At 55.4% G+C, this 18,259-nt stretch carries 17 protein-coding genes; 9 read left to right on the top strand and 8 right to left on the bottom strand.

Annotated elements, in window-relative coordinates:
• Nucleotides 1–75: 75 nt before the first annotated feature.
• Nucleotides 76–978: a LysR family transcriptional regulator gene (locus CFN46_RS09260; RefSeq protein WP_035160198.1), complete on the bottom strand. Its 903-nt coding sequence runs from the start codon at nt 976–978 to the stop codon at nt 76–78.
• A 438-nt stretch (nt 979–1,416) separates the two neighbouring features.
• On the opposite strand from CFN46_RS09260, the gene CFN46_RS09250 reads away from it, so the two are divergent.
• The 6 genes from CFN46_RS09250 to CFN46_RS09225 all read left to right on the top strand — a co-directional run bounded on the left by CFN46_RS09250 (nt 1,417) and on the right by CFN46_RS09225 (nt 7,458).
• Entirely contained in the window at nt 1,417–2,391 is a 975-nt protein-coding gene (locus tag CFN46_RS09250) for a LysR family transcriptional regulator (RefSeq protein WP_254918445.1), read from the top strand.
• Between the two features lie 168 nt (nt 2,392–2,559).
• Entirely contained in the window at nt 2,560–3,423 is an 864-nt protein-coding gene (locus tag CFN46_RS09245; RefSeq protein ID WP_088743328.1) for an MBL fold metallo-hydrolase, read from the top strand.
• Between the two features lie 223 nt (nt 3,424–3,646).
• Nucleotides 3,647–4,669, top strand: a complete 1,023-nt coding sequence (gene dctP / locus CFN46_RS09240) for a TRAP transporter substrate-binding protein DctP (RefSeq protein ID WP_088743327.1) — start codon at nt 3,647–3,649, stop codon at nt 4,667–4,669.
• Nucleotides 4,670–4,820: 151 nt separating this feature from the next.
• A complete protein-coding gene (locus CFN46_RS09235) occupies nt 4,821–5,393 on the top strand; it encodes a TRAP transporter small permease (RefSeq protein ID WP_088743326.1) in 573 nt (190 codons plus the stop codon).
• Nucleotides 5,390–6,667: a TRAP transporter large permease gene (locus CFN46_RS09230; RefSeq protein WP_088743325.1), complete on the top strand. Its 1,278-nt coding sequence runs from the start codon at nt 5,390–5,392 to the stop codon at nt 6,665–6,667. Before CFN46_RS09235 ends, CFN46_RS09230 begins: the two co-directional genes overlap by 4 nt.
• A gap of 5 nt (nt 6,668–6,672) precedes the next feature.
• The gene (locus tag CFN46_RS09225; protein WP_246116528.1) at nt 6,673–7,458 is read left to right on the top strand and encodes a M15 family metallopeptidase; all 786 of its coding nucleotides are present in this window, start codon (nt 6,673–6,675) and stop codon (nt 7,456–7,458) included.
• A 132-nt stretch (nt 7,459–7,590) separates the two neighbouring features.
• Here CFN46_RS09225 and CFN46_RS09220 read toward each other — a convergent pair whose 3' ends face one another.
• The 3 genes from CFN46_RS09220 to CFN46_RS09210 form a co-directional block, all read right to left on the bottom strand.
• Complete coding sequence (locus CFN46_RS09220) at nt 7,591–8,853, bottom strand: Zn-dependent hydrolase (RefSeq protein WP_024952772.1); 1,263 nt, start codon at nt 8,851–8,853, stop codon at nt 7,591–7,593.
• 102 nt (nt 8,854–8,955) lie between these two features.
• Nucleotides 8,956–9,756 (bottom strand): FadR/GntR family transcriptional regulator, encoded by an 801-nt coding sequence (locus CFN46_RS09215; RefSeq protein ID WP_254918444.1) that lies wholly within the window; start codon nt 9,754–9,756, stop codon nt 8,956–8,958.
• 191 nt (nt 9,757–9,947) lie between these two features.
• The gene (locus tag CFN46_RS09210; RefSeq protein ID WP_211242465.1) at nt 9,948–11,141 is read right to left on the bottom strand and encodes an alpha-hydroxy acid oxidase; all 1,194 of its coding nucleotides are present in this window, start codon (nt 11,139–11,141) and stop codon (nt 9,948–9,950) included.
• Nucleotides 11,142–11,440: 299 nt separating this feature from the next.
• Between CFN46_RS09210 and bla the strand changes: the two genes are divergently transcribed.
• The 3 genes from bla to CFN46_RS09195 all read left to right on the top strand — a co-directional run bounded on the left by bla (nt 11,441) and on the right by CFN46_RS09195 (nt 14,896).
• Nucleotides 11,441–12,385, top strand: a complete 945-nt coding sequence (gene bla, locus CFN46_RS09205) for a class A beta-lactamase (RefSeq protein WP_246116526.1) — start codon at nt 11,441–11,443, stop codon at nt 12,383–12,385.
• Between the two features lie 218 nt (nt 12,386–12,603).
• Complete coding sequence (locus CFN46_RS09200; protein ID WP_088743501.1) at nt 12,604–13,710, top strand: NADH:flavin oxidoreductase/NADH oxidase; 1,107 nt, start codon at nt 12,604–12,606, stop codon at nt 13,708–13,710.
• A 292-nt stretch (nt 13,711–14,002) separates the two neighbouring features.
• Nucleotides 14,003–14,896, top strand: a complete 894-nt coding sequence (locus CFN46_RS09195; protein ID WP_217897807.1) for a DMT family transporter — start codon at nt 14,003–14,005, stop codon at nt 14,894–14,896.
• A 176-nt stretch (nt 14,897–15,072) separates the two neighbouring features.
• Here CFN46_RS09195 and CFN46_RS09190 read toward each other — a convergent pair whose 3' ends face one another.
• From CFN46_RS09190 to CFN46_RS09175, 4 genes are all read right to left on the bottom strand, one after another.
• Nucleotides 15,073–15,729, bottom strand: a complete 657-nt coding sequence (locus CFN46_RS09190; RefSeq protein WP_088743324.1) for a lysophospholipid acyltransferase family protein — start codon at nt 15,727–15,729, stop codon at nt 15,073–15,075.
• An 8-nt stretch (nt 15,730–15,737) separates the two neighbouring features.
• The gene (locus CFN46_RS09185; protein WP_024950977.1) at nt 15,738–16,670 is read right to left on the bottom strand and encodes a phosphatidate cytidylyltransferase; all 933 of its coding nucleotides are present in this window, start codon (nt 16,668–16,670) and stop codon (nt 15,738–15,740) included.
• Nucleotides 16,663–17,334, bottom strand: a complete 672-nt coding sequence (locus CFN46_RS09180) for a CDP-alcohol phosphatidyltransferase family protein (RefSeq protein WP_024950978.1) — start codon at nt 17,332–17,334, stop codon at nt 16,663–16,665. The genes CFN46_RS09185 and CFN46_RS09180 overlap by 8 nt, the downstream gene beginning before the upstream one ends.
• A 71-nt stretch (nt 17,335–17,405) precedes the next feature.
• Nucleotides 17,406–18,236: a helix-turn-helix domain-containing protein gene (locus CFN46_RS09175; RefSeq protein WP_024950979.1), complete on the bottom strand. Its 831-nt coding sequence runs from the start codon at nt 18,234–18,236 to the stop codon at nt 17,406–17,408.
• Nucleotides 18,237–18,259: the final 23 nt, after the last annotated feature.

Genomic DNA, 18,259 nt, shown 5'->3' with positions numbered 1-18,259 from the left:
GAGACGTGAGCGAGACAGGAAACGTGGGAGCAGGAACATGGGGAATGCGAGAGCGTCGTTGGCAGACAGCGATGCTCAGGACAGGCGTGAATGCGCCTCCTGATCCTGGCGGGCGATCTCGATGGCAAGCTCGCAGACCCCTTCGGCGAGGGCGCTTTCCATATGGGTCGGCCAGGAGGCGGTGAAGGTCAGTTCGGGGAGGTCGCAGGGCAGGCTGAGCAGGGTGCCCTGGCGGATTTCCTCGGCGACGATGCGCGGCGGGATGGCGCCGACGCCCAGGCCATCCAGGGTCATGCGCACGATGGTCCACAAGGAGCTTGAGCAATGCAGCTTCACGTCATCGAGTCCCATCTGATGCAGCATGGAGCCAAGTTCATGGTGCGGCCGGCTGTTGCGGGCAAACGAGATCAGCGGCAGATGATTCAGGCGCCGTAACGAGAAGTTGTCTTCGGTGAAGCCAAGAGCTGGACTGATCACGAAGCCCATCGTGTAGTTGCACAGAAAACGATTGAGCACGTTCTCCGCCGTGACTGGCCCCATCAGGAAGGCGAGGTCGATATCGCCGGCGGTGAGCATGGCGGCAAGCCCCGGGGAGCTGTCGACCTCCAGTTCCAGCGTGAGATCCGGGTAGCGGCGCGCCAGTTCGGCCAGAAAGCCGGGCAGCCAGCTATGCGCCACGGTCTCCACGACGCCCAGTCGCAACACTCCCTGGAAGGGCGTGCTCAACGCCATCATGGACAGGGCTTTCTGGCGCGCTTCCAGCAGCGCCTCGGCGTGGCGATAGAATTCGCGCCCCTTGAGAGTGGGCTGTACCGGCCGGCGAGTGCGCTCCAACAGGCGAGTTTCCAAGGTGGTTTCCAGCTTGTTGATACGCTCGGAAATCGACGGCTGGGTCAGATGCAGATGCTGGGCAGCCAGCCGGAACGACCCCAGGCGTGTGATCCACACGAAGGCTTCCACTTCCTTGAAATCGAACATGGTCAGATCCTGTCGTGATTGATGCCGCAATCTTGGGACTCACATTACCACTCGTTGAGAAATTGCGTTCTCGATGGCGTGCATTCCGGTACGATGTGGGGCATCGAGAAATGTGTTTTTTCATGAAAAGGAATGATGATGAAGTCTAGCGTGCGAGTTGTCAGCCTTGTGATGCTGAGTGCCCTTTTCGTGGCAGGGTGCAGTTATACACCGGCGCGGATCGATGCCGAACCCATCATTGAGATCGGTGATGGACACCATGACCACAAGCGTGGAGGCGGCGACTTCTGCCCACCAGGCCAGGCCAAGAAAGGCAACTGCTGATCACGTCGAACCACAAGGAGCCGCTCATGCGGCTCCTTTTTCGTTGTCGCTCGCTTCCTGATATGGGCCTCTGGAGTCGCTTGATCTGCAAGGATATCCTGAGTGATCCGAGTCTTGCCTCTTCCTCCACTGCTGCTGGCGGGTACTGTCTTCATGCTCAATCCCAAGGCGCTGACGGCGCTGAATGAAATCATCCGTCGCGGCTCACTGCGCCGTGCGGCACGGCACCTGAATCTCGACCCTTCCGCGGTCAGCCGCCAGATCAAGCAGCTGGAAGAAGAGGTGGGTGTCGCGCTGTGCGAGCGCAGCGAGACGGGCATGCGTGCGACCCAGGCCGGGGTGTTGCTGCTGGATCACTTTCATCGTCAGCAGGCGGCAGAGGCCGCAGCGCTCTCGCAGCTGAGTGCCCTGCAGGGGCTGCGTAGCGGTGAGGTGCGAATCGCGGTGGGCGAGGGCTTCATCGCCGATCTGATCTCGCTGCCTCTGCAGAGCTTCATGGCGCGTCATCCGGGTATCGAGGTGGTGGTGCGCATGGCGGGGGTGAATGAGGCGACCGAGCTGTTGCGCGACTTCGAGGTGGATATCGCGCTGCTCTACGCCCCGCCCGTAGACCCTATTCTGTGCTGTCATGTCGAAACCTGTCAGCCGCTGGATCTTATCGTGCCGCCCTCGCATCCGTTACTCGAGATTGGCAAGCCGCTGACACTGGCGCAGGTCGCTGACTATCCGTTGGCCTTGATTGATGAATGCACCGGCATGCGTCAGATGGTCAATCAGGCAGCACAACAAGAGCGGGTCGCGCTACGTGCGCAGTTGCGTACCAACTCGGTCTCGGTGCTCAAGAATTTCGTGCGCTCGGGGATTGGTGTGACTTTCATGCCAGAGTTGAGTGTGGTGGAAGAGCTGAAACGTGGCGATATCTGTCTGCTGCCGATGCAACATCCGGCGCTGGCGGCCACCCGAGCACAGATCTGTACGCGTAGCGGACGCGAGATGACCGTGGCGGTTGAGGCATGTCTTGCGCATCTGCAAAAAGGGCTCAGGTTCTTCACTGCTGATGCACCACGCTTGCTCAGTGCCTTTCATTGAGGAGGATGAGATTGCTAGTTGATCAGGCGACCTCTTTTCCAAACCTCGTTTCTGCCCGCATTGAGTGGGCATCCATGTCGATAGCTCTTGCGTATCACGTAGGGACTCTACGTGACGCAGAGTAGTGGGAGATCACGACAACAACACCTGATGCGAGGATTTCCTCCGATGCTGAGCCCCCTCAAGACACTACTGGCGCTGGCAGCGCTTCCTTTCAGTCTGCAGGCCCAGGCCTATGAGATAGAACCTCTCGGAGAGGGGCTCTATCGCTTCATCGATGATCGCCATCGCTCCGTGTTCATGATCACCGATCAGGGCGCACTGGTGACGGACCCGATGAATCACGCCGCAGCGAGCTGGTTGAGCAACGAGATCAAGCAGCGCTTCGACACTCCGGTTCGCTATGTGGTGTATAGCCACAACCACAGTGATCACATCTATGGCGGCGAGGTCTTCGACACGCCGGATACCACCTTCATCGCGCACCGGCTGGCAGCTCAGGATATCGCCAATACCCGGGCGAAGGCCGTACCGCCGGATCTCGTCTTCGAGGATGAAATGACCTTGCGACTGGGCGGCAAGGAAGTCCAGCTGCGCTATCACGGCCCGAATGACGGGCGCGGGTCGATCAGCATGTACTTCAAGGACCACGCCACGATGTTCGTGGTGGACTGGATCGTCATCGGACGCATGCCATGGCAGAAGCTCTGGAGTTATGACATCCAGGGCATGATCAACTCGACGCGTGAAGTGCTGGAATATGACTTCGATACCTTCGTTGGCGGGCATGCCGAGACCGGTGATCACGCCGATGTCGAACGCTACCTGACCTATCTGGAGTCACTGTATTCCCAGGTGACGGATGGCATTCTCGCCGGCAAGTCACTGGAGCAGATCAAGCAGGATACCGACCTCTCGGCCTACAGCGACTTTGCCAACTATGAAGACTGGGTTGAGCTCAACATCGAGGGTGTGCATGAGCGCCTGATGGAAGAGTCCGGCATGGGCTGGCGGAGCGATCTTGTGAAGTGATCTTGTGCAGTGGACTTTTGAAATGCTCTGCCCCGTTTCAGCAATGGCTGACGGGGCAGATGCATGTTGGGGATGCCATATTCCGGGTGTGGACAAAAAAACAACACAGAAGCGATTGATTAGTCCACAGCGTCAACGCTAGTTTCGAGGTGAGCAGTAATCGATAATGATATTTGTGTTACCTACAATAATATTGGATCACAACAATAAAGGGATCACCTTCATGTCCACAGCTTCCTTACTTCGCAAGACACTGACGGGCTCTACCCTCGCACTTAGCCTGTTGGCGGCCAGCGTTCATGCACAGACCATCAATCTCAGCTACAACGGCGCCCCAGATGCCGACAAGAATGCCGTCCACGTCTTCGCGACCAATCTGAAGTCATTGGTTGAGGAGAAGACCGATGGTGAGTTGGAGCTGAAATTATATCCAAACAGCATGCTGGGAGAAGAGCAGGAACGCATGGAGCAGGTCATCAGCGCACCGAGCCTGAACATCGCCTCCTTCGCGGGCATGGCCCCCATCGTGCCGGAAGTCTATGTCAGCGCGACGCCGTTCATGTTCGACGGCTTTGATGAGGCGCGTCGTTTCTTCGATGAAGGTCAGTACTGGCAGCAGGTGCAGCAACTATTCAGTGAGCGCACCAATGGGGCCGAGATTCTGGCCGTCGTGGAGGAGGGGGGCTTTCTGGCCTTCACCAACGACAAGCGTCCGATCACCAGCCCGGATGACTTCGAAGGGCTTCGCTTCCGCGCCATGGACCCGAGCCAGGTAGCGCTCTATGAGGCCTTCGGTGCCTCGGGTACGCCGATTCCGTGGACGGAAGTCTACATGGCGCTGCGCACCGGGGTAGCGGATGGTCAGATGAACCCGCCGATGTACATCCTGCTGGGCAGTCTGCAGGAAGTGCAGAAGTACCTGACGCTGGCCAACATCCAGTATTCCGATCAATTCCTGGTCGCCAATGGTCAGCTGCTGGCGAGTCTTTCAGAAGATGAACGCACTGCACTCATGGCTGCCGTGAAGGAAGCCAATGCCCAGGCACGTCAGGACAATCAGAGTCAGGTGGAGTCACGCATTACGTCGCTGGAAGAGCAGGGCATGGAAGTGATTCGCCCGAGCAAGGCCGATATCGATGCCTTCCGCACCAAAGGACAGCCCGCTTATCTGGAGTGGTTGAAGACGCAGGACATTGCGCCTGGGCTGATTGATGCTGCGATGAAGGATGCCGGTATTTCCTCGTGATTCTGAGCGTATCGGGTCATTGATCAAGACAATGGCCATTGGTTGATTCCTCCCTCTTCATCGGTATCTGAAGCAGACAGCAGTGAGTCCGTTGCCTGCTTCAGGTCCCGATTGTCGGGAATGTTCTCTACACACTTGTTGGTTACTGCGCATGAACCCTCTTTCTTCACCGCACGTCCCGACATTCAGGGACAGTGCGCTGCTTTGGTGTGGCCGTCTGACGCTCGGGGCTGCCGCCGCGATTCTGGCCTCGACCGTCTTGATCATGCTCTACGGCGTCGTGATGCGGTATGTACTGGGCGGCGCGCCCATCTGGGTGGATGAACTGACGCGTTATCTGATCATTGCCAGCGTTATGCTGGCGCTGGGAGCGGTATGGGTCGAGGGCGCGCACATGCGAGTCGCTCTCCTGGAGCGTCGCCTGCCACCGCGCCTGGCATCCTTGCTTGTCCATTACCAATGGTGGCTGACACTGGTCCTCATGCTTGGGGCAACCTGGATGACCTGGCACTACGCCATGTCAGCGAGCATGTTCCGCACCATGGGGATGGGCATCAGTCGCAGTATCCCGATGCTTTCCATGCCGGTCGGCTTTGCACTGATGACACTGCAGGTGGTGTTGCATGGCCCGCGTCCGCTTGCCACCCAGGCACTTGATAACGCTGACGATGAAACCCCGGGTGAGAGTGGGCCTTCTTCGACGTCATCGGAGCCGCGCACATGATCTGGGCAATGTTGGCCATCTTTGTCGTGCATGTCCTGCTGGGACTGCCGCTATTTCTTTCTCTGCTCGTGACTGCCGTGACCGGCTTCTTGTTCATTGATGTCTCGATGCTGGAACGTCTTGGGCCTCAGCAATTCTTTGGCGGCATCAATGCTTTTTCATTGATGGCGATTCCTCTGTTCATACTCGCGGGCAATCTGATGAATGCCAGTGGTCTGACCGAGCGTCTCATGCGTCTCGCGCGCTTGATGGTAGGTCACCTGCGCGGCGGTATGGGGCACGTCAATGTGGTGTCCAGCGTATTCTTTGCCGGCGTCAATGGCTCGGCGGTGGCGGATACCTCAGCATTGGGCTCTTTGCTGGTACCTGCCATGCGCAAGGAGGGCTACTCGACGTCCTTCGCGGCAGGGCTGACGGCGGGCAGTTCGCTGATTGGACCGATCATTCCTCCCAGTATCTTCATGATTCTCTATGCCTCGCTCACCAATACTTCGGTAGGTAGTCTGTTTCTGGCCGGCGTGGTGCCCGGCTTGATTCTCGCCATCGCGTTCATGGCCATGAATGCCTGGTATGCCCGCCGTCATGGACTGGAGGCACGCGGCCAAGCTCCATCACGGAGTGAAGTGCTATCCGCCGTCATTGGTGCGCTCCCGGCACTGGTGGCACCAGTGATCATTGTCTCCGGTATCGTTTTGGGAGTGGTGACTCCGACAGAGTCCGGCTCGTTGATCGTGGCTTATGTCATTCTATGCGGACTCTGGCAGGGGCCACTCAAGCTTGTCGCGATATGGAGTGCGGTCAAGGAAACTGCCCGCCTGACCAGTGCTATCTTCGTGATCATGGCGGTGTCCTCCATCGTCAGCTGGTTGTTGTCTTATGCTCAGATTCCCAATCAGTTTGTGGTGTTGCTGGCACCTTACGTAGATAGCCCGATCCTGATTCTTCTGTTGCTCAGTGCGATCACTTTCGTGACAGGCATGTTCATGGAAGAAGTATCTTCCTTGATGCTGCTGACACCGATTTTCGTGCCAGTGGCGATGGCGGCAGGCATTGATCCGATTCATCTCGGCGTCATCATCACGCTCAACATCACGATTGCCCTCATCACGCCTCCGATGGGTGCCTGTGTCTTCGTGGCAGCAGCGGTAAGCAAGCTTGAGATCACGTCGCTGTTCCGTACTATCTGGCCGTTCGTGCTGGTCGCCATTGCAGTGTTGCTGATGCTGATTGTCTTCCCACCTCTTACTCTGTGGTTGCCGACCCTGTCTGGATAACACTCATGTCTTCACGCCTGTCATCAAGCGCGTCATCCCCTATGTCACCGTCCAATCCTCCTATTCCGAGTCATGACGAGCCGGACTGGGCTCGGGTCAGTCAAATAGCCGTGCAGGGCAGTGATAGCCCGCTGGTACCGACAAGTCTCGCGCCTGCGTGTTTGCGGGTCTATCCAGCCTATGCACGCCTTGACATCCCTGGGGCTGTCAATGAATGTCTGGTGCGTCGTGAAGTGCACCAACGACTGCTGCTTGCTGCTCGAGCATTGCCGGAAGGGCTCTCATTGGTCGTATTGGATGGTTGGCGGCCGTGGCGGGTGCAGCAATATCTGTTCGATACTCTGTATGAGTCGCTGCGCAGTCATGATCCGTCACTTGACGATGCTCAGCTGCTGGCGCGCACTCGCGAGTTCGTCTCGTTGCCCAGTCGTGACCCGCAAGCGCCCAGCCCGCATCTCACCGGTGGCGCCGTGGATGTCACGATCTGCGATGCCGATGGCCTGCTACTGGAGATGGGCACCCAGTTCGATGAAGCCACGCCGGCGTCGCATACTGATCACTTCGAGCGCCATCCGCCTGCCAGTGATACGTCCCAGAGTGAGGCGCGGGACAATCGGCGTCTGCTCTATCGAGTGATGTCAGAGGCAGGCTTTACCAATCTGCCTAGCGAGTGGTGGCACTTCGATTTCGGTGATCAATTGTGGGCCTGGTACCGCGGTGAACCTCGGGCGCTTTATGGTCCTGCCGAGATGGACAGTATCGAGACACTCTGGAAGAGGTCGTTGGGATAAGGTGACCTTGGGGTTGTTCTTCTCGCTGGACATCTGTTGCTGGAAACGCAAAGCCCCGCTCGACATGACTGTCGTGCGGGGCTTTGCGTTGGGTTCATTCATTGTCGATTGAAGGCGAATGTGGTGCTTGGGTTACTGAACCACCTCAGCCTGATCCAGCATCGCGTGCAGCAGAACGTTGCAGCCGGCGTGAAGATCGGTAGGTGCGGCGTTCTCGATCTCGTTGTGGCTGATCCCGCCTTCACAGGGCACGAAGATCATGCCCGCCGGCGCAATGCGCCCCATGAAGATGGCGTCATGGCCCGCGCCACTGACGATATCGCGATGCGAGTAGCCCAGCTGACGGGCAGCATCACGCACTGCCGTGACGCAGTTGTCGGCAAAGTGTTCAGGCACGAAGTCAGCGGTCGGGGTCAGTTCTGCCGTCAGGCGATGGCGCTGACTGACGTCCTGGACGACCTGCTTGAGCTCGTCGGCCATGGCCGTCAAAGAGTCTGGTTCCAGTGAGCGTAGGTCGATAGTCATGTTGACCTGACCCGGAATGACGTTACGTGAGCCGGGATAGACCTGCATCACCCCGACAGTGCCACGCCCATGCGGTTGGTGAGCAATGGCGATGCGATTGACGGCCACGGTGATTTCGGCGGCGCCGAGCATGGCATCCTGACGGAGCATCATGGGCGTCGGTCCGGCATGCGCTTCCTGGCCAGTCAGTGTCAGATCGAACCAGCGCTGACCGAGCGCGCCCATCACCACGCCAATGGTGGTTTCCTCATCCTCGAGAATGGGTCCCTGCTCGATGTGGCTCTCGAAGAAGGCACGCACGTTCTCGCGCGGTATTTCATCACTGCCACGGTAGCCGATCGCATCCAGTGCTTCGCCCGCGGTCACTCCCTCGATATCCTTCTGGGCCAGCATCTCATGCAGCGACAGCTGCCCGGTATGCACACCGGATCCCATCATGCAGGGGGCGAAACGACAGCCTTCCTCGTTGGTCCAGACCACCACTTCCACCGGGCAGCGTGTCTTGATGTCGTACTGGTTGAGGCTACGCACTACCTCAAGGCCTGCCATCACCCCGAAGCAGCCATCGAACTTGCCGCCAGTGGGCTGGGTATCGATGTGACTGCCTGTCATCACGGCAGGTGCATCGGGATCAGTTCCGGCACGCCGCGCAAAGATATTGCCGATGGCATCAATGCGAATGGTGCAGCCTTCGGCCTTGCACCATTTTATGAACAGATCGCGTGCCTGTCGGTCCAGCTCAGTCAGTGCCTGACGGTTGACGCCACCCTTGGGGGTAGCGCCAAGCGTGGCCAGCTCCATCAGCGTTTGCCACAGGCGTTCGCTGTCAGTGCGTAGCTCCGTCAGGGAGGTGAGGTGTGCAGTAGTCATCGATTTTCCTCTTGTTGTTGTCAGGCTGCTGTCGTCATGTCACCGATCTTGTCTACCTGGGATGTCCCAGGCAGAGCTTGCGTGCAAGTCAGTTGTCATCAGCTAGTGGTTAGTCTTGAGGTACTCGGGAGTGACGAGTAGTTGATCTGCCATTTCCATTTCGAGCGCGGTCATATGATGCTCGGCATCGCGCATGTGCTCGGTCATCAGCTGGCGTACCCGCTCGGTATCCTGCTCACGTAATGCCGTAATAAGCCCATCGTGATAGTGCTGATTGGCCTGATCGAACTGCTTGCGTTCAGGTAGATAGGCTTTCTTGATCACCACGAGGTCATGTAGCAGGTCGTTGAGAAACTGGCACATGAAGCTCAGCAGGGGGTTGGGGCAGGCGCGTGCCAGAACGTGATGGAACTCGATTTCGAGAAAGCGCTGACGGCGTTGATCTTCATCATCCAGACGATGGCAGGTGCACTCATTGATGTTGTGCTCAAGCGTCGCGAAGTCTTCCTCGCTGAGAAGACCCACTACCGAGACAGCCATCTCCACTTCCAGTAGTCGTCGTAGCTGATAGACCTGACCGCCGCTGAGCGTCTTGAAGTGCAAGAAGCTGCGCAACATGCGACTGGCGGGCTCCATGCTAGGGGCATTGAGAATGGCGCCACCATTGGGGCCGGTCTTCAGTGTAATCAGCCCCTCGACCTCCAGGATCATCAGCGCTTCACGTACCGTGCCCTTGGCACAGCCGTATAACGCCATCAGCGCTTTTTCGTTGGGTAGTCGATCACCTTCTGCCAAGGTATCCCGGATGATGGTGCGCTTGAGATCGTCACTGATCAGCTCTGCCAGTTTCTGGCGTCGTGGCACTGACGTGGCCGATGGTGATGAGGGCATTGTCGACGGCATGCAGATTCCCTGAGGCGCGAAACAGATCAATGGTATTTATTCGTATAAATAGGATTCGTATAAATAAGCTTTAGTCGCACAAAAAGGCGCTGTCAATGCGGGAATGAAATCTCGCATAGGACAGCGCCTGTTACTCGCCGTGTAGATAGGCGATCAGATGAACGCTAGAGAGGCTCTTGAGGTGAGCATTGTCACTCCGTGCTTCGTGTCGATGAAGCCCACAAACTGGCACTGCCCGCTAACGGATAGGTGCCTTCGCGTAGCACTCGGTGATTCACGTCATGAATGTCGCGCAGACCGCACAATGCCAGTGTGGTATCCAGCTCCCTTTGGATGATCTCCAGGGTCTGGGTCACGCCTTGCTCACCCTTTGCGCCCAGGCCATAGAGGAAAGCGCGTCCGATGTAGACACCCTTGGCGCCTAGTGCCACGGCTTTGAGCACGTCCTGACCGGAGCGGATGCCGCCATCCATATGCACTTCGGTTGAGGAGCCGACGGCTGACACGATATCCGGTAGCGCTGAAATGGAGGATGGTGCGCCATCGAGTTGTCGCCCCCCGTGATTCGAGACAATTACGGCATCAGCCCCGGCACGCACCGCCATCTCGGCATCTTCGGGCTCCATGATGCCTTTGATGATGAGCTTGCCGCCCCACTTGTCCTTGATCCACTTGATATCATCCCAGCTCAGACTGGGATCAAACTGGCTGGCGGTCCATTTCGAGAGCGAGCTGAGATTATCGGCATCCTTCACGTGACCGGCAATATTGCCAAAAGTGCGGCGTTGCGTCCGCATCATGCCGGCACACCAGCGCCACTTGGTGGCTAGATTTAGCGCCGTTGCCACGGTGGGGCGCGGCGGTACACTCAGGCCATTGATCAGGTCCTTGTGGCGCTGACCAATGATCTGCAGGTCGGCCGTCAGCACCAATGCTGAGCATTGCGCGGCCTTGGCACGATCGATCAGGCGGCTGATGTAGTCCTTGTCGCGCATGACATAAAGCTGGAACCAGAATGGCCGTGAACTAACTTCTGCCACATCCTCGATGGAGCAGATGCTCATGGTCGAGAGAGTGAAGGGCACTCCGAAGTTGGCGGCAGCTCGGGCGGCCAGCATTTCACCATCAGCGTGCTGCATGCCGGTCAATCCGGTAGGCGCCAGTGCTACTGGCATTGATACCTCTTCGCCAAGCATCCTGGTTGCCAACGAACGGTTGTCCATGTCGACCATGACTCGCTGACGCAGACCGATACGGGCAAAATCCGACTCATTGGCACGGTAGGTACTCTCGGTCCATGAACCGGAATCGGCGTAGTCATAAAACATCTTGGGGACACGCCGACGCGCAAGGCGCTGCAGATCTTTGATGCAAGTGATGGTCATTCGGGACTCCATCCGAAACAACAGGGCTGATGACAGAAACGCGGGATATGAATATCTGACGGAAATGCCGCGTCAGGGCAGGACGCCATGCATTGCCTTCCTTTACTGTCTATTACTCGAGGCAAGATGGGCTATTGGCGATACGTCTAGCTATCGTTTGAATCAAGGAAAGTACTGGATCAATCTGCCTTGGCCCGTATGCGTCATGTACCAATGTCAATAGGGACTAAAGTCGCCAAGAATAAAGTGCGCATAAAGCGGTCAAACACCGTAGATAGGCATAATAGGGAGTACCAAGAGTGAATATCACCAGAGATATGACCACACATACGGCGTCTACATCGGTAGGCCATTCGCGAGGCCTGACAAGCCGATTTCTCTCACGTATTGCACTGATGAGCGTCGTGGCGCTGTTATCCGTGCCTGCCGTTGCTCAGACGTCGAGTGGACTGTCCCAGGAGGCACTTCGCGCGATTGAGAAAAAGGTGGATGCACGTATTGGTGTGACCGTACTGGATACCGCGGATGGTTCTCGCTTCAGTTATCGTGGCGACGAGCGGTTTCCGATGAGCAGCACCTTCAAAGCATTGGCGTGCGGCAGTCTGCTGGCATTGGTGGATGACAAGCAAGAGTCTCTGCAGCGCAAGGTAAAGATCATGCCGGACGATGTTGTGACCTACTCGCCGGTAACGGAGACGCAAACCGAGGGTGATGGCATGACACTCTCCGAGCTGTGTAGCGCAACTATCACTACCAGTGATAACACCGCAGGTAATTTGATTCTTGCCGCCTTGGGTGGGCCGCAAGGATTGACCGGCTATCTGCGTTCGCTGGGAGATGAGAAGACGCGACTGGATCGCACCGAGACCGCGCTCAACGAAGCGACTCCAGGCGATGTGCGAGATACCACGACACCCACTGCCATGGTGATGACGTTGGAGAAGCTGCTGCTGGGGGACGCGCTATCAGAAACCTCGCGACTCAAGCTGCAAGGTTGGTTGCTGGCCAATACCACGGGTGACGACAAGTTGCGTGCTGCCTTGCCTGCTGACTGGCAGATCGGCGACAAGACTGGCGGCGGGGGATATGGCACCAACAATGATATCGCGATCATCTGGCCGCCAGGAAATGCTCCACTGATCGTCGCGGTCTATCTCACGAAAAGTACTGCCAGTATCGCCGAGCGTAATGCGGCGATTGCAGACATTGGGCGCCTGTTGGTCAGCCAGACACAGCAGCGTTAAGGAGGGCGGCAGAATAGCAGGTAGAGAGTCCGGCTCACCTCCGGCAACGAACAGTTGCCCTATGGGCGCGCAAGGTGCCTTGTGAGAAGGCATGAATGCCCGCATCTGTTGTATATGCATCAGGAAATACGGGGATGGCGATCAACGCCATCCCCGTTGTCGTTGAGGTCGTAGGCTTTCCTGTCTTCTTTTCGCTTCGTCATCTTCAGGGAATCATCATGTCCACATTATTCTCCCCACTGCGCCTGGGGCCAGTCACGCTGAATAACCGCATTATCATTGCCCCCATGTGCCAGTACTCTGCCGAAGAGGGGCACATGCAGGCTTGGCATGATCAACACTTGGGCAGTCTTGCTCAGTCTGGCGCTGGCCTGTTGATCTTTGAAGCTAGTGCCGTCACCCCTGAAGGGCGCATTACCCAAGGTGATGTTGGGCTTTGGGATGATGCGACACGTGACGCAGTGAAGACGGTGGTCGATAACATTCGCCGCTATTCACCGATGCCACTGGCTGTGCAGATAGGCCATGCAGGGCGCAAGGCATCATGTCAGAAACCTTGGGATGGCGGGACAGCCATTTCCCCGGAACAGGACAATGGCTGGCAGACGCTTGCACCCAGCGCCATTCCCTTCAGTGAAGGGGGGCCGCTGCCAGAGGCCATGACGGCTCAGCAGATTGCTCGGACCATCGAAGACTTTGTTCTGGCAGCGCGGCGTGCTGTCGATGCAGGACTTGAGGGCATCGAGTTGCATGCGGCACATGGCTATCTTTTGCATCAGTTCCTGTCGCCCTTGAGCAATCAGCGTGAAGACGCCTATGGCGGCACACTCGAAAACCGCATGCGCCTGACACTGGATATCTTCGATGCCGTGCGTGCCTCGATTCCAGATCACATCGTGCTAGGTGTGCGCATCAGTGCCACGGATTGGGTCGAAGGAGGATGGGATCTGGCACAAAGCATCGAGCTTGCCAAACAGCTGGACACTCGTGGCTGCCATTATCTGCATGTGTCCAGCGGTGGTTTGAGTGAACAGCAGCAGATACCGGTTGAGCCCAATTACCAGGTACCGCATGCAGAGGCACTGAAGTCGCATGTCGTGATGCCGGTCATTGCGGTAGGGCTGATCACGGAGCCGCAACAAGCAGAAGATTTGCTGAGCAATGAGTGTGCCGATGCGGTGGCGCTGGCACGTGGCATTCTTTATGACCCACGTTGGCCATGGCACGCCGCTGCAGCGTTGGGCGAGACACTCAAGGCATCTCCGCAGTATCTGCGGTGTCAGCCACATGGTCTGAAGCATTTGCTGGAAAATCAGCAGGACTGATCCTCGAGGTTTTTTACTAGCAAGAGCGCCCGCGGCACGTGATGATATTCTCAGTGCCGCGGGCGCTTTGCGTTGCATGGAGTCGCTGAGACACCTTTGAGTCATTTAGAAGTGAGTGGATATTTCGATGCGACGTTATCGCAGGCCATTCAAGAAGGTGTTCAATGGCGACTAGGCAGCCTGTAATAATTAAAGATATGTCATGGGCGTGTGGCACGAATGATGGAAGGTATAGTGGGTCAAGAATGGGCCATTGATAACGATAAAAATATCATGCTTGGAGGTGATTCGATTGGATAATACACGTGGTAGCCTATTCATGATTTTAGCAATGGCTGCATTTTCCGTTGAGGATATGCTGTTCAAACTGGCGGCGGATTATACCTCTATCGGTATTCTACTGATCATGTTTGGCTTGGGGGGTATGTCGATTTTCATGGTGCTTACCTGGCGTCGACGGGAAACTCTCGTGCCCCTCGCTATTTTCTCTCGTCCTATCTTCATTCGTGTCGCATGCGAAATAACCGCCCGGCTATGTTTCGCACTGGCCATCACGTTGACACCATTATCCAGTGCATCCGCCATTTTGCAGGCAACGCCGCTTGTCGTGGTCTTGGGAGCAGCACTGATCTTTGGAGAATCGGTCAGCGTGAAGCGCTGGCTAGCCATTGGCGTTGGTTTCATCGGGGTATTGATGATCGTGCGCCCGGGCCTCGATAGCTTCAATGCTGCTTCATTGTTCGCTGTGATCAGCACACTAGGCTTTGCAGGACGAGATCTGGCCACGCGAGGCGCTTCTTCGACCATTTCCAATGTGCAGCTGGGGATCTATGGTTTTCTTGCCTTGATTCCCGCAGGCATTCTGTTTGAGCTGTACCAGCCAGCACCATTTCGCTTTGCGTCAGAAGCGGCCTGGTTGATCGCAGGCATCGTGGTCTTTGGGGTCATGGCCTATAACGCCCTGACTATTGCCATGCGTAAGGGAGCGGTCTCAATTGTGACGCCATTTCGCTATACACGACTATTGTTTGCGCTGATATTAGGAGTAGTGGTCTTTAACGAGACGCCTGACGCCATGACGCTCATGGGGGCTAGTGTGATCATCCTGAGTGGGATTTATATTCTGACCCAGAAGGACAGCAATACCGTTGCACCGATAACTCGATTGGATATCACAAGCAAGTAATAGTGCTTGTTGACTGAGTGTCTCATTACTCTTGAAACAGGAGTGGCGCATTTCACGACATTCCTGTTTTTTGTTCAATGACCTATTTTTCATTCAGGCGATAGGAGATGTTCACTCATGGCATGAAGCCATGATGCTGAGGGGGCATTTCTTGATAAAGACAACGCGCTGGAGCGCTACTCGTCGTCCTCCACAACGGCCTGACGCGTCAAGCACAGTGCCAGCAGAGTATTGAGGGCGTCGGATATTGAGGCGATATATCGCGGGGAATCCTCGATGAAAGGTAGAGACTCGCCGATCACGACATCACAATTGAAGGGCACCAGAATTGCTTCGCCTTTAGGAAGCGCACGTCCTAGGCCATGTAGCATGACAGGCACGACGTTGACGTCAGGGCGTGCTTTGACGAGATGGTAGATTCCTTTTTTCAATGCACTCAATTGCTCGGGGGCACCTCGTGAACCTTCTGGAAATATCAATAGTATATCGCCATTGTCTAGTGCCTGATAACACTTGTCGAATAGTACTGTCTTGTCTGTTATCTGGCTGCGTGTAATAGGAATGATACCGATGACATTCAATGAGAACCACGCAATGTATCTGTTTGCCAGAAAATAATCTGCCGCCGCAACAGGTCTGACTCTATGGATCTGGCTGAGAGGATAGAGACTCATCAGCACCATTGTATCCAGGTGGCTATTGTGATTGGCGACGATGATGGCAGGGCCTGTCTGTGGGAGTCTGAATTTGAAGAATACATTCAATCCCAGTCCTAGCAAGACAATAGGTTTTATGAACAATCCCAAAAAGAGTATTTTTAGAATACGATTCATGGAAATTCTCAATAGTGGGTGTAGTAAAGGAAGTGGAAAAATAATGGAGCTGTATAAATGAGGCTGTCCACTCTATCCAGCAGTCCGCCATGTCCTGGAATTAGTGTTCCGCTGTCCTTGATGGCTAAGTCTCGTTTTACTGATGAAATAACTACATCGCCAATGAATCCACTGATAGCTATCAGAGCGCCTGCAATAAAGCCTTGCCCTGTCGTCAAGGGGGTTAGATAGGGAGCGAGCATTCCTGAGATGATAGTGACTGTAATGACGCCGCCAATGAATCCTTCCCACGTCTTTTTAGGGCTGACCTTGGGGATGATCTTATGCTTCCCTAATGTCTTTCCCCAGATATACTGGCATACATCATTGAATTGCGTGATGAATATCAAGAACAATACAAGCCCCAGTCCACCAGCCTGCTCATTCTTGACGGGCAGTTGTAGCAGGTAGGCAATATGGCTGATGCATAATACCGACAGCATGACAGCCCAGTGTATCGTCCCAAGAGAGCGTATGAAGCCGCTGGTTTCTCCTACGAAAACAGCTCTCATTGGTAGGAACAAGAATACATAAATAGGGATGAATATCAGGAACATGCCATACCATTCCGTCGCAACCCAATAATATTGGATGGGTATCGCCAAATAGGCCCACAGTAATATCCGTCGATCAGCTTGTCGTGTGGGCATGATTGAAAAGAATTCTTTCAGTGCGAGGAAGCTTAGCAACGCGAAAAAGACGATAGAGACCGTATCTGATGCAACCAAAATCCCGAAGAGGATAGCGATCATCCACCACCAAGACTGAATTCTCTGCTTTAGTTCAGTATGGTCAGCATGTGGCTTTTTACGTTTTATGCTCCATCGTGCGAACGAGGCAATAATGAGAAGACCGACGACAAACAGCATCATGTAAAGAGAGTGAAGAGGTATGTCAAACATGACGCGACTCCTGAGGAGAGGCTGATTCAAGGTATTGATAAGCATCTCGCGCACGGTAATAAAGAGTCAGCAGCGAGCCGAGATTAACGATGATCAATGCGATCAACAATACGTAACCTTGAGTGCCGAACCAGAGAGATTCTAGTGGCATCACCAGTAATCCGATCGTCATGACCGCCATCCGGTGTTGCTTGGCCATCGGACCTGTGAACAAGGTGGGTGCTCCAATGGAGCTGGCTAATGTACGCACGTAGGCTGTTTTGACGGCCAGGAGACCTGCTAGCCAACCGAATTCAATAGCCCATGGGAAAAGGGCGATAGCATAACCGGCAGAGACGAGAATAAGGGGGTCAGCAATTCGGTCCGGGATGTCATTGAATAACTCGCCCGAAGGCGTTGATTTTCCTCCTTCCATTGCTACCATGCCATCGAAAAGATTACATAATAGGCGACATTGCACAAAGAGTGCGGCAAGCCAGCTCCACCATATACTGTATCCTGCACCAATGGCGAGTAAACAGAGTCCACATAATAGCGCAAAGATAATACTTGTCATCGAAATTTGATTGGGAGTGATGTTTCGTTGACTCAGCACGATGGCGATAGTATTCATTAATTTGATGTTGCGTATTTTAAGTGGACGCCGTCCATCCATGTCGCTCATTGCATGTCCTTATCGAGTGTTTAAAGATAGCGCTGGTATTATTTGGTAAAGATGATTGTTATTTTAATATCTTACTCGTTCAAGGATCTATTGTCACCGGGAGTGATGACATAACGCGCAGGCGTAGCCCCCAATAATTTCTTGAACATGCTGATGAAAGCATTGACGGACTGATAGCCGATTTCTTCGGAGACACGCTGCACGCTCATGCCTTCGGCGAGATGGCGAATCGCCACGATCAGATGCAGCTGTTGGCGCCAGCGGCTGAAGGTGAGTCCAGTATCTCGCTGAATAAGGCGTGCGAGGGTGCGTTCGCTCATCGCGAGCCCACTTGCCCATTCTTTTAGCGTTCGACGGTCATCTGGGGCGCTGATCAAGGCCTCGCTGATACGGATAAGGCGAGGATCATTTGGCAGAGGCAAGTGCAAGCGTTCTGCTGGCATGTGTACCAATTCCTCCAGCAGTACCGATACCAAGCGTCCGATGGGATTGTCAGTCGCGCCTTTCACTGGAAGGTCATTCACGGGAATGTCTGCCAAACGCAGTACGAGCTCCCTCAGCAGGGGAGAGATGGAAAGAGTGCAACTGTGGCTCGGCATTTCAATGATACCGGGCTCCACGAATAGAAAGCAGAGGCGTCCACCACGCGTGACACGATTGCTATGGGCGACGCCACCGGGAATCCAGACCCCACTGCGTGGCGGTACCATCCAGAGACCATCCGGCACTCGACAGGTCACGACGCCATGTAGAGCGATGACCAGCTGGCCCTTGCGATGTTGATGAAAGGGCAGCTCCATCGCTTGTCGTTCTGAATCGACATGCAATGCGATGCCCGGAGTGTTGGTCTGGTCAGGATCAAATTGACAGAGGAAAGATGTCTCACGGGATAAGTCGATCATGGTGTCAGTAGATTGTCAGTTTT

It is taken from the genome of Cobetia sp. QF-1 (assembly GCF_002213105.1).
GTDB classification, from domain to species: Bacteria; Pseudomonadota; Gammaproteobacteria; order Pseudomonadales; family Halomonadaceae; genus Cobetia; species Cobetia crustatorum.
The sequence above is the reverse complement of the archived record's forward strand: the minus strand, read 5'-3'. Positions and strand labels throughout refer to the sequence as shown.

Coding starts and splice junctions, on each gene's coding strand:
- CFN46_RS09260 (WP_035160198.1), bottom strand. CDS start 978: ATGTTCGATTTCAAGGAAGTGGAAGCCTTCGTGTGGATCACACGCCTG.
- CFN46_RS09245 (WP_088743328.1), top strand. CDS start 2,560: ATGCTGAGCCCCCTCAAGACACTACTGGCGCTGGCAGCGCTTCCTTTC.
- dctP (WP_088743327.1), top strand. CDS start 3,647: ATGTCCACAGCTTCCTTACTTCGCAAGACACTGACGGGCTCTACCCTC.
- CFN46_RS09235 (WP_088743326.1), top strand. CDS start 4,821: ATGAACCCTCTTTCTTCACCGCACGTCCCGACATTCAGGGACAGTGCG.
- CFN46_RS09230 (WP_088743325.1), top strand. CDS start 5,390: ATGATCTGGGCAATGTTGGCCATCTTTGTCGTGCATGTCCTGCTGGGA.
- CFN46_RS09225 (WP_246116528.1), top strand. CDS start 6,673: ATGTCTTCACGCCTGTCATCAAGCGCGTCATCCCCTATGTCACCGTCC.
- CFN46_RS09220 (WP_024952772.1), bottom strand. CDS start 8,853: ATGACTACTGCACACCTCACCTCCCTGACGGAGCTACGCACTGACAGC.
- CFN46_RS09215 (WP_254918444.1), bottom strand. CDS start 9,756: ATGCCGTCGACAATGCCCTCATCACCATCGGCCACGTCAGTGCCACGA.
- CFN46_RS09210 (WP_211242465.1), bottom strand. CDS start 11,141: ATGACCATCACTTGCATCAAAGATCTGCAGCGCCTTGCGCGTCGGCGT.
- CFN46_RS09200 (WP_088743501.1), top strand. CDS start 12,604: ATGTCCACATTATTCTCCCCACTGCGCCTGGGGCCAGTCACGCTGAAT.
- CFN46_RS09190 (WP_088743324.1), bottom strand. CDS start 15,729: ATGAATCGTATTCTAAAAATACTCTTTTTGGGATTGTTCATAAAACCT.
- CFN46_RS09185 (WP_024950977.1), bottom strand. CDS start 16,670: ATGTTTGACATACCTCTTCACTCTCTTTACATGATGCTGTTTGTCGTC.
- CFN46_RS09180 (WP_024950978.1), bottom strand. CDS start 17,334: ATGAGCGACATGGATGGACGGCGTCCACTTAAAATACGCAACATCAAA.
- CFN46_RS09175 (WP_024950979.1), bottom strand. CDS start 18,236: ATGATCGACTTATCCCGTGAGACATCTTTCCTCTGTCAATTTGATCCT.